The organism is Streptomyces sp. AM 2-1-1 (assembly GCF_029167645.1).
Lineage (GTDB): Bacteria > Actinomycetota > Actinomycetes > Streptomycetales > Streptomycetaceae > Streptomyces.
The window spans coordinates 4874764-4886048 of sequence record NZ_CP119147.1; the positions used below are offsets into that span (position 1 = coordinate 4874764).

The window sequence follows — 11285 nt, forward strand, 5'->3', positions numbered from 1 at the left end:
ACCGCCGCATCCTCATGGGGAACAAGGGGAACTCAATGTCGTTCATCGGTCGTGACATGGCTATCGACCTCGGGACTGCCAACACGCTGGTGTACGTCAGGGGGCGCGGCATCGTCCTGAACGAGCCGTCCGTCGTGGCCATCAACACCAACACCGGCGGAATCCTGGCGGTCGGCTCCGAGGCCAAGAAGATGATCGGCCGTACACCGGGCAACATCGTTGCCGTACGGCCACTGAAGGACGGCGTCATCGCCGACTTCGAGATCACCGAGCGGATGCTCCGCTACTTCATTCTCAAGATCCACAAGCGCCGCTACCTGGCCCGCCCGCGCGTCGTCGTCTGCGTGCCCTCCGGCATCACGGGAGTCGAGCGCCGCGCCGTCATCGAGGCGTCGACCCAGGCCGGCGCCCGTCAGGTGCACATCATCGAGGAGCCCATGGCGGCGGCCATCGGCTCCGGCCTCCCGGTCCACGAGGCCACCGGCAACATGGTCGTCGACATCGGTGGCGGCACCACCGAGGTCGCCGTCATCTCGCTCGGCGGAATCGTCACTGCCCAGTCGATCCGGGTCGCCGGCGACGAACTGGACAACGCGATCATCCAGCACATCAAGAAGGAGTACTCCCTCCTCCTCGGTGAGCGGAGCGCCGAGCAGATCAAGATCACGATCGGCTCCGCGTACGACATGGACAAGGACGAGCACACCGAGATCCGCGGCCGTGACCTCGTCTCCGGGCTGCCCAAGACGGTCGTCATCTCCGCCGCCGAGGTCCGCAAGGCCATCGAGGAACCGGTCAACGCGATCGTCGACGCCGTGAAGACGACGCTCGACAAGTGCCCGCCCGAGCTCTCCGGCGACGTGATGGACCGCGGCATCGTCCTCACCGGCGGCGGCGCGCTGCTGCGCGGTCTCGACGAACGGCTGCGCCGCGAGACGGGCATGCCGATCCACATCGCCGAGAACCCGCTGGACTCGGTCGCGCTCGGCTCCGGCAAGTGCGTCGAGGAGTTCGAGGCGCTCCAGCAGGTCCTGGACGCCCAGCCCCGGCGGTAGATCCCCGCCCAAGGGCGAGTGACACCCTCGGTCTGCCGTACGGGCGCTGCCGCCCCGTACGGCAGATCGTTGATATACAGGCACGAACATTCCTACGAGGAAGGCACGGCCGCCGCACGTGAGGGACACACGAGAGAGCCGGCTGCTCCTGGTGCTGCTGATCGTCATCGCGCTCGCACTGATCACGGTGGACATCCGCGGCGGCGAGGACTCGCCGGTGGACGGCGCCCGGCAGGCCGCCGCGACGGTCTTCGGACCGGTCGAGAACGGCGTGGCGGCGGCGGTGGATCCCGTGGGCAACGCCATCGGCGCCGTCCGGGACTCCGGCGACCGGCACGACCGGATCGCCGCCCTGGAGAAGGAGAACGCCGGGCTCAAGACAGCGCTCGGCAGCGACGCCCGCACCAACAGCCGGGTCCGCCAGCTCGACGCGATCCTCAAGAACGCCGACGCCGGTCAGTACGGCATCAAGGGCGCCCAGGTCATCGCCATAGGAGCGGCCCAGGGATTCTCCTGGACCATCACCATCGACGCGGGCTCGGAGGACGGCATCGCCCGCGACATGACCGTCCTCAACGGCGAGGGACTCGTCGGCCGGGTCACCACCGTCGGCCCGCGCACGGCGACCGTACTCCTCGCCAACGACCCGGACTTCACCGTCGGCACCCGCATGGAGAAGACGGACGAGCTCGGCTTCGCCACCGGCCAGGGCAACAGCCCGCTCTCGGTCCAGTTCCTCAACGGCAAGGCCAAGGTGGCCAAGGGCGACCGGCTCGTCACCTTCGGCTCCAGCAAGGGCAAGCCGTTCGTGCCCGGCGTCCCGGTCGGCGAGGTCGTCCGCGTCGACCCGTCCGGCGGCGACCTGACCCGCACCGTCTACGTCAAGCCGTACGTCGGCTTCACCAAGCTCGACATCGTCGGCATCGTCGTGCTGGCCCCGCGCACCGACCCGCGCGACGCCGTCCTGCCGAAGAAGCCCGCCACCTCGGCCAAGCCGAAGCCCACCCCGACCGTCACCGTGACCGTCCAGCCCAACGGCGACCTCGTCGACGGCGACGGCAAGGTCGTCGGCAACATCCACCGGACGGCCGGCGCCGCGGCGTCGGACGGCACGGCGGACGCGAACGCCACCAACGCCAGCACCGACGCCGCCGACACGGACGACGACGGCCAGGCAAACGACCAGGAGTAGGGCTGATCCCATGCGCTTGAACCGGACGCTCCTCTCCGTCGCCCTCGTCGTGGTCGCCCTCGTGGTCCAGGTGTCCGTCCTCGCCCGGCTCCAACTCCCCGGCGCGGTACCCGATCTGCTGCTGCTCACCGTCCTCGGACTCGCCTTCGTCTACGGGCACGTCAGCGGCGCGCTGATCGGCTTCGCGGCCGGACTCCTCGCGGACCTGGCCCCGCCCGCCGACCACGCCGTCGGGCGCTACGCCCTGGTGCTCTGCGTGATCGGCTACCTCGCGGGGCTGGTCCGGCCGGAGAACGGACAGCTCAAGTCGGCCTTCGGCCCCATGGCGTTCGTCGTCGCCGCGGCCGTCGGCACCACCCTGCTCTACGCGCTCGTGGGCGCCCTCGTCGGCGACACCGCCGCCCGGCACGTCGGACTCACCAACCTGGTGTTCACGGCCGCCGTGTACGACCTCCTGCTCGCGCCGTTCGTCGTACCGCTGATCATGGGGATCGCCCGGCGCACCGAGAACGACCCGGTCTCCGAGTCGGCCGGCGGCGACGTCTCCGCCGGCTGGCTCTCCTCGGGCACCGGCCTGACGATCGGCGGCCAGCGCGGCGGACTCCGCGTCAGGGCCGCCCGCAATCGCGCCGCGCGCGCGGGAAGGATCAAGGGGGTCAAGCGACTGTGAGGCCGGACCAGCACCCGAGCACCGACGGGGGCGCACCGTGAGCAACATCCCCGAGACCGGCCGGACCCAGCGCGTCCAGATCCGCCTCGTCGTCATCCAGATCCTCGTCTTCTCCCTCCTCCTCACGCTCGGCGGCCGGCTCTGGTACCTCCAGATCCGCAACGGCCAGGAGTACACCGACGAGGCCAAGAACAACCACGTCCAGCAGGTCGTCCAGCCCGCGGTCCGGGGCTCGATCCTCGACGCGCGCGGCGTACCGCTCGCCGACAACGAGACCCGCCTCGTCGTCTCGGCCAGCCGCACCGAGCTGCTGAAGATGCGGGACGACGGCGACGCGGTCCTCACCCGCCTCGCCGAAGTCCTCGGCATGAAGGCGAAGGACGTCAAGGACAAGGTCCGGCTCTGCGACGCGAAGACCCCCCAGCCCTGCTGGAACGGCTCGCCCTACCAGCCGATCCCGGTCACCGACGAGGCCACCACCCAGCAGGCCCTCCAGATCCGCGAGCGCGCCGAGGACTTCCCCGGCATCACCGCCGAGCCCACCGCGGTACGCCGTTACGCGGCCCCCGGCGGGGCCAACACCGCCCAGGTGCTCGGCTACCTCTCCCCGGTCACCGACGAGGAGATCACCAAGGCCCAGGACAGCGACTCGCCCTACCTGCGCTCCGACCAGGTCGGCCGCTCCGGCCTGGAGCGCACGTACGACAAGGAGCTGCGCGGCAAGGCCGGGGTCACCCGCTACGAGGTCGACAACCTCGGCCGGGTCATCGGACAGGCCGAGAACGACCAGGCCGAGCCGGGCGCCAGCGTCGTCACCTCGATCGACGCCCGGGTGCAGTCCGTCGCCGAGTACGAGCTCGACAAGGCGATGAAGACGGCCCGCAAGGAGTTCGACAAGAACACCAGCCAGAACTACAAGGCCGACTCCGGCGCCGTCGTGGTGATGGAGGCCAAGACCGGCCGGGTCGTCGCGATGGCCTCGCTGCCGGACTACGACCCCAACTCCTGGGTCGGCGGCATCTCCGCCAAGGACTACACGAAGCTCACCACCAAGAAGTCCAACTTCCCGCTGCTGAACCGGGCGATCCAGGGCCAGGCGGCCCCCGGCTCCATCTTCAAGGTCATCTCCTCCACGGCGGCGGTCAACGCCGGGTACCCGTTCGACGGCAACTACCCGTGCCCCAGCTCGTACTCCATCGGCGGCCAGACCTTCAAGAACTTCGAGTCCCAGGGCTATGGCTCCATCACCATCGGCCGCGCCCTCGAGGTCTCCTGCGACACCGTCTACTACGGCATCGCGCACAAGGAGTGGCTGAAGGACGGCGGCACCTCGCCGAAGAAGAACCGCGGCGACTGGTTCTACAAGACCGCGCACCAGTTCGGCCTCGGCAAGGAGACCGGCATCGACCTTCCCAACGAGGTCAGCGGCCGCGTCCCCGACCGCCAGTGGAAGGAGGACTTCTTCAAGGCCAACAAGGCCGCCTGGTGCAAGCAGGGCAAGAAGGACGGCACCTACGTCGAGAAGATCGCCTACGAGAACTGCCTCGAAGGCGACAAGATGCGTGCCGGTGACTCCGTCAACTACTCGATCGGCCAGGGCGACACCCTCGTCACCCCGATCCAGATGGCCACCATCTACGCCGCGATCTCCAACGGCGGCACCCTCTACGACCCGACCGTCGGCAAGGCCGTCGTCAGTGGCGACGGCAAGACGGTCCAGGCGATCCAGCCCACCTCGCACGGCAAGCTGCCCTTCACCGGAGACACCCGCGACGAGATAGACGAAGCCCTCGCGGGTGTCGCGACCCGGGGCAGCGCCGCCTGGCGGTTCGGCGGCTGGCCCCAGGACAAGATCCCGATGCACGCCAAGACGGGTACCGCCGAGGTCTACGGCAAGCAGACGACCTCGTGGTTCGCCACGTACACCAAGGACTACTCGATCGTCATGACGATCTCCCAGGGTGGTACCGGCTCCGGTGCCTCCGGCCCCGCGGTGCGCAACATCTACAACGCGCTCTACGGCCTGGACGCGACCGGCAAGCAGGACCTCGGGAAGGCGCTGCTGCCCACGCCGCAGAAGTCGCTCCCGAAGATCCAGTCCGACGGTTCGATCAACGCCCCGAAGGTCGAGCCGTACGACCCCGATGCCGGCAAGCCCCTCGAAGAGGGACAGCAGGCGCTCGCCGCGACCGTGGGGAGGCGGGACTGATGGCCGCCGGCTTCTCCGTCTCCCGCTACACCCCCGAGCGCTCCTCGTGGGCCCGGCTCACCGCGCGCGACTCCGTCGTGCGGCGGCTCGACTGGCCGCTGCTCGGCTCGGCGCTGGCACTCTCGTTCATCGGGTCGATGCTCGTCTACTCGGCGACCCGGGGGCGCGACAGCCTCACCCACGGCGACCCGTACTACTTCCTCTTCCGCCACGCCCTCAACACCGGCATCGGCTTCGGCCTGATGATCGGCACGATCTGGCTCGGCCACCGCACCCTGCGCGGAGCCGTACCGATCCTCTACGGACTCTCCGTCCTCCTGGTGCTGACCGTCCTCAGCCCGCTCGGCGCCACGGTCAACGGCGCGCACGCCTGGATCATCATCGGCGGCGGCTTCTCGCTCCAGCCCTCCGAGTTCACCAAGATCACCATCATTCTCGGGATGGCGATGCTGCTCGCCGCCCGGGTCGACGCCGGCGACCAGCTCCACCCCGACCACCGCACGGTCGCGAAGGCGCTCGGGGTGGCGGCGATCCCGATGGGCATCGTCATGCTCATGCCTGACCTGGGCTCGGTCATGGTGATGGTCTTCATCGTCCTCGGCGTCCTGCTCGCCTCCGGCGCCTCCAACCGCTGGGTCTTCGGCCTCCTCGGGGCGGGCGCGCTCGGCGCCGTCTCCATCTGGCAGCTCGGGCTGCTGGACGACTACCAGATCGCCCGCTTCGCCGCGTTCGCCAACCCCGCCCTCGACCCGGCCGGCGTCGGCTACAACACCAACCAGGCCCGCATCGCGATCGGCTCCGGCGGCCTCACCGGCACCGGACTCTTCCACGGCACCCAGACCACCGGCCAGTTCGTCCCCGAACAGCAGACCGACTTCGTCTTCACCGTCGCCGGCGAGGAACTCGGCTTCGTCGGCGCCGGGCTGATCATCGTCCTCCTCGGCGTCGTCCTCTGGCGCGCCTGCCGCATCGCCCGCGAGACCACCGAGCTGTACGGCACCGTCGTCGCCGCCGGAATCATCGCCTGGTTCGCCTTCCAGGCGTTCGAGAACATCGGGATGACGCTCGGCATCATGCCGGTCGCCGGTCTGCCGCTGCCCTTCGTCTCGTACGGCGGGTCGTCGATGTTCGCCGTCTGGGTCGCGATCGGGCTCCTCCAGTCGATCCGGGTGCAACGGCCGATGTCGGCCTGAGCGCCGCACGACGCGTCCCCCCTCCGCCCGGTGGCAGCAGCCACCGGGCCGAGGGCCTTCCCGCCGGTGTGTCCGGAGCGCGGTCGTACGGGGCGGTGTCCGGCCGTTCCCGCCGACTCGACGCGAAGGGGCGGAGTCGGACTAGATTCGGAACATGGCCGACGTGAAGCGCGAGATCGAGCGGAAGTACGAAACGGCTGCGGGCACCCCACTGCCGGACCTGACCGGCGTGGCCGGCACCGCCGCGGCCGTGCCACGCGGGGTCACCGAACTCGACGCCGTCTACTACGACACCCACGACCTCCGGCTCGCCGCCGGCGCCGTCACCCTGCGCCGCAGGACGGGCGGCGCCGACGCCGGCTGGCACGTGAAGTTCCCCGTCTCACCCGGCGTACGGGACGAGATCGGCGCCCCCCTCTCCGAGACACTCCCCGACCCGCTGGCCGGTCTGATCCGCTCCCGGGTCCGCGACCGGCCCGTCGTCCCCGTGGTCCGGCTGCTCTCCTCGCGCGACGTCCACCACCTGAACGACGACCGCGGCCGGCTGCTCGCGGAGCTGAGCGTCGACACGGTCCTCGCCGAGCGCCTCACCGGGGACGGCCGGGGCGCCACCGCCACGTGGACCGAGATCGAGGTCGAACTCGCCGACGGCGGCGACCCCGCCTTCCTCGACGCGGTGGACGAACGGCTCGCCGCGGCGGGCGTGCACCCCTCGTCCTCCGCGTCCAAACTGGCCCGCGCGCTGGCGGCGACGGCGCCGGGGCAACCCCCGGCGGAGAATGCCGCGCAGGGCGCACCGGCCACGGAGGCCAGGGAGGAGGGGGCCGGTGACACGGCGGGCGCGCAGGTCCTCGCCTACGTGCGGCAGCAGATCGAGACGATCATCACCCTCGACCCGGCGGTCCGCCGGGAGCTGCCCGGCGCCGTGCACCGGATGCGGGTCGCCACCCGCCGGCTGCGCAGCGCCTTCACGACCTACCGGAAGGTGCTCGACCGGACCGTCACCGATCCGGTCCGCGCCGAACTGAAGTGGCTCGCCGCCGAACTGGGCACCGGCCGGGACCACGAAGTGCTGGAGGCACGGCTGTTCCACCACGTCGACGGGGTGGAACCCACCCTGCTGCTGGGACCCGTACGCGGCCGGCTGGAGCGGTGGGGGGCGGCGGAACGGGCTGCCTCCCACGAGCGGATCCTCGCCGCGCTCGACGGCGAGCGCCATCTCGCGCTGCTCGGCGCCCTGGACGCGCTGCTCGCCGACCCGCCGCTGCTGCCCGCGGCCGGCCGGGACGCCGCCGGGCCGCTCACGAGCGCGGTGCTGAAGGACCACCACCGGCTCGCCGTGAGGATCCGCCACGCGCTGGACCTGCCGCCCGGCCACGACCGCGACCTGGCGATGCACGAGGCCCGCAAGGCGGCCAAGCGCGCCCGGTACGCCGCCGAGGCCGCACGCCCGGCCCTCGGCAAACCCGCGAAGCGGCTCGCCCGGCGCGTCAAGGCCGTCCAGAGTCTGCTCGGCGACCACCAGGACGGCGTGGTCGCCCGCGACGCCCTGCGCGCCCTGGCCGTGCACGCCCACGGCGCCGGCGAGTCCGCCTTCACCTGGGGACTCCTCTACGGCCGCGAGGAAGCGGAGGCGGCCCTGCTGGAGGCCCGGCTGCCCCGGGTGTGGGGGCGGGCGTCCCGGGCCCGGCTGCGGTCGGCGCACGGGAGCTGAGCGGAGGGGTACGCTGGATGGTCACCCCTGTCAGCTCACGAAGGTTCGCGAGATGTCTGCCGAGTCGGTCTTCCCACAGCTCGAAGCTCTGCTCCCGCATGTGCAGAAGCCCATCCAGTACGTCGGCGGTGAGCTGAACTCCACCGTCAAGCAGTGGGACGAATGCGACGTCCGCTGGGCGCTCATGTACCCCGACGCCTACGAGGTCGGCCTGCCCAACCAGGGCGTCATGATCCTCTACGAGGTGCTCAACGAGCGCGAAGGGGTCCTCGCCGAGCGCACGTACAGCGTCTGGCCGGACCTCGAGGAGCTGATGCGCGCGCACGAGGTGCCGCAGTTCACGGTGGACAGCCACCGGCCCGTCGGCGCGTTCGACGTCTTCGGGCTGAGCTTCTCCACCGAGCTCGGGTACACCAACATGCTCACCGCCCTTGACCTGGCGGGCATCCCGCTGGAGTCCAAGGACCGCACGGTGGACCACCCGATCGTGCTCGCGGGCGGCCACGCCGCGTTCAACCCCGAGCCCGTCGCGGACTTCATCGACTGCGCGGTCGTCGGCGACGGCGAGCAGGCGGTCCTGGAGATCACCGAGATCGTCCGCGCCTGGAAGGCCGAGGGCCGGCCCGGCGGCCGGGACGAGGTGCTCTTCCGCCTCGCCCGCACCGGCGGTGTCTACGTCCCGCGCTTCTACGACGTCGAGTACCTCCCGGACGGCCGGATCGCCCGTGTGGTGCCGAACCGGTCCGGCGTGCCGTGGCGGGTCTCCAAGCACACCGTCATGGACCTCGACGAGTGGCCCTACCCGAAGCAGCCGCTGGTCCCGCTCGCCGAGACCGTCCACGAGCGGATGTCCGTCGAGATCTTCCGCGGCTGCACCCGCGGCTGCCGCTTCTGCCAGGCCGGCATGATCACGCGCCCCGTGCGGGAGCGAAGCATCACCGGCATCGGCGAGATGGTCGAGCGCGGGCTCAAGGCCACCGGCTTCGAGGAGGTCGGCCTGCTGTCGCTCTCCTCCGCCGACCACACCGAGATCGGCGAGATCGCCAAGGGCCTCGCGGACCGGTACACCGAGGACAAGATCGGCCTCTCGCTGCCGTCCACCCGCGTCGACGCGTTCAACGTGGACCTGGCCAACGAGCTGACCCGCAACGGCCGCCGCTCCGGCCTCACCTTCGCCCCCGAGGGCGGCTCCGAGCGCATGCGCAAGGTCATCAACAAGATGGTCTCGGAGGAAGATCTCATCCGTACGGTCTCCACCGCGTACGGCAACGGCTGGCGCCAGGTGAAGCTGTACTTCATGTGCGGCCTGCCCACCGAGACCGACGAGGACGTCCTGCAGATCGGCGACATGGCGGTCAAGGTGATCGCCAAGGGCCGCGAGGTGTCCGGCCAGAACGACATCCGCTGCACCGTCTCCATCGGCGGATTCGTCCCCAAGCCGCACACCCCGTTCCAGTGGGCGCCGCAGCTGAGCGCCGAGGAGACCGACGCGCGCCTCGCCAAGCTCCGCGACAAGATCCGGGGCGACAAGAAGTACGGCCGCTCCATCGGCTTCCGCTACCACGACGGCAAGCCCGGCATCGTCGAGGGCCTGCTCTCGCGCGGCGACCGCCGCGTCGGCTCGGTCATCCGCGCGGTGTACGAGGACGGCGGCCGGTTCGACGGCTGGCGCGAGCACTTCAGCTACGACCGCTGGATGGCCTGCGCCGAGAAGACGCTCCCCGCCTTCGGCCTCGACGTCGACTGGTACACCACCCGCGAGCGGACCTACGAGGAGGTCCTGCCCTGGGACCACCTCGACTCCGGCCTGGACAAGGAGTGGCTCTGGGAGGACTGGCAGGACTCGCTCGACGAGACCGAGGTCGAGGACTGCCGCTGGACCCCCTGCTTCGACTGCGGCGTCTGCCCGCAGCTCGACCTGGACATCCAGATCGGCCCCACCGGCAAGAAGCTGCTGCCGCTCACCGTGGTGAAGTGACGGGCGCGCCCACCGGCGCACCCGCTGCTCGGGCCCGCTCCGGGGATCGTCCCGGAGCGGGCCTTCCGCACGTCCGGGCGGGGCGGGCCGGCCCGACGGTGGTCGTGGAGCCGTGACCGTACCGGCTCGGGCCCGGACCCCGGCGCGCACCCGTCGTACCGGGGAACCCGGAGGTCGGCGTACCCGGGAGGGTTACTGCGCGTACTCTGGGTGAGGAGCACCACGTGACACGTGCACGGCGTGGCGCCCGCACCCGAGATCTCCCCGCCCGGCGGCACCACAGGCCGGAGGGGGTGAGCCGGAGCGGGCCCGCCGTGACGACCTGTACTTCGTGGGCGGCGCGCCACCGCGCCCGCCCCGCACCGAGGAGAAGAACCACTGGGCAAGCGACAGCCCGAAGGCCCGCCGCCCGCACCGGCGGTGCAGCGCATCCGACTGCGCTACACCAAGCGCGGCCGCCTCCGGTTCACCAGCCACCGAGACTTCCAGCGTGCCTTCGAGCGAGCCCTGCGCCGCTCCGAGGTACCCATGGCCTACTCGGCGGGCTTCACCCCGCACCCCAAGGTGTCGTACGCCAACGCGGCTCCGACCGGAACCGGCAGTGAGGCCGAGTTCCTGGAGATCGCCCTCACCGAGCAGCGTGACCCGCAGGTCCTGCGCGACCTCCTCAACGAGTCCCTGCCCGACGGCCTCGACATCACCGACGCCGTGGAGGCCCGGACCTCCGGGCTCGCCGACCGGCTGACCGCCTCCGTCTGGGAGATGCGCCTGGACGGCGTCGCCGTCGAGGACGCCGAACGAGCCGTTGCCGCCTTCCTCGCCGCCGAAACCGTCGAGGTCCAGCGCCGGGCGAAGAACGGTATGCGTACCTTCGACGCCCGGGAGGCCGTGGTCGATCTGCGGGCCCTCGATCCCCGGCCCGATGGGTCCGCGGACACCGCTTGTGCGATACTGCGCCTGGTAGTGCGGCACATGACACCCGCCGTACGACCCGACGACGTCCTGTCCGGTCTCCGAGCCGTGGCCGACCTGGCGCCGCCGGTCCCCGTAGCGGTGACCAGGCTGGCGCAGGGGCTCTTCGACGAGGAGTCCGGCACGGTGACCGACCCGCTCGCGCCCGACCGCGACGCACCCCCGGCCGTCCCAGCGGCGGCCCCCGGGAGCGTCGCGACGGCGCCCGAAGGTCCGGATTCCGCGTAAGGCGGTCGTTGTAGCGCGGTCCCACCGCCCGGAGAACCACCGGGGTCGGGACGCGCACTGACCAGAAGACTTTC

At 71.0% G+C, this 11285-nt stretch carries 8 protein-coding genes; all 8 read left to right on the plus strand.

Features of this window, described 5'->3' with window-relative positions; all coding sequences use genetic code 11:
* The first annotated feature begins 35 nt into the window (after nucleotides 1–35).
* A complete protein-coding gene (locus PZB77_RS21300; RefSeq protein WP_275494209.1) occupies nucleotides 36–1055 on the plus strand; it encodes a rod shape-determining protein in 1020 nt (339 codons plus the stop codon).
* A 118-nt stretch (nucleotides 1056–1173) separates the two neighbouring features.
* Entirely contained in the window at nucleotides 1174–2247 is a 1074-nt protein-coding gene (gene mreC / locus PZB77_RS21305) for a rod shape-determining protein MreC (RefSeq protein WP_275494210.1), read from the plus strand.
* A gap of 10 nt (nucleotides 2248–2257) precedes the next feature.
* The gene (gene mreD, locus PZB77_RS21310) at nucleotides 2258–2917 is read left to right on the plus strand and encodes a rod shape-determining protein MreD (protein ID WP_275494211.1); all 660 of its coding nucleotides are present in this window, start codon (nucleotides 2258–2260) and stop codon (nucleotides 2915–2917) included.
* 37 nt (nucleotides 2918–2954) lie between these two features.
* On the plus strand, nucleotides 2955–5126 hold the full coding sequence (mrdA, locus tag PZB77_RS21315; protein WP_275494212.1) for a penicillin-binding protein 2: 2172 nt from the start codon (nucleotides 2955–2957) through the stop codon (nucleotides 5124–5126).
* Complete coding sequence (gene rodA / locus PZB77_RS21320) at nucleotides 5126–6319, plus strand: rod shape-determining protein RodA (protein ID WP_275494213.1); 1194 nt, start codon at nucleotides 5126–5128, stop codon at nucleotides 6317–6319. Before mrdA ends, rodA begins: the two co-directional genes overlap by 1 nt.
* Before the next feature lie 154 nt (nucleotides 6320–6473).
* Nucleotides 6474–8033, plus strand: coding sequence for a CYTH and CHAD domain-containing protein (locus PZB77_RS21325; RefSeq protein WP_275494214.1), 1560 nt, complete (start codon nucleotides 6474–6476; stop codon nucleotides 8031–8033).
* Nucleotides 8034–8085: 52 nt separating this feature from the next.
* Entirely contained in the window at nucleotides 8086–10011 is a 1926-nt protein-coding gene (locus PZB77_RS21330; RefSeq protein WP_275494215.1) for a TIGR03960 family B12-binding radical SAM protein, read from the plus strand.
* Nucleotides 10012–10431: 420 nt separating this feature from the next.
* Nucleotides 10432–11211, plus strand: coding sequence for a TIGR03936 family radical SAM-associated protein (locus tag PZB77_RS21335; RefSeq protein WP_275494216.1), 780 nt, complete (start codon nucleotides 10432–10434; stop codon nucleotides 11209–11211).
* Nucleotides 11212–11285: the final 74 nt, after the last annotated feature.

Coding starts and splice junctions, on each gene's coding strand:
- PZB77_RS21300 (WP_275494209.1), top strand. CDS start 36: ATGTCGTTCATCGGTCGTGACATGGCTATCGACCTCGGGACTGCCAAC.
- mreD (WP_275494211.1), top strand. CDS start 2,258: ATGCGCTTGAACCGGACGCTCCTCTCCGTCGCCCTCGTCGTGGTCGCC.
- rodA (WP_275494213.1), top strand. CDS start 5,126: ATGGCCGCCGGCTTCTCCGTCTCCCGCTACACCCCCGAGCGCTCCTCG.
- PZB77_RS21325 (WP_275494214.1), top strand. CDS start 6,474: ATGGCCGACGTGAAGCGCGAGATCGAGCGGAAGTACGAAACGGCTGCG.
- PZB77_RS21330 (WP_275494215.1), top strand. CDS start 8,086: ATGTCTGCCGAGTCGGTCTTCCCACAGCTCGAAGCTCTGCTCCCGCAT.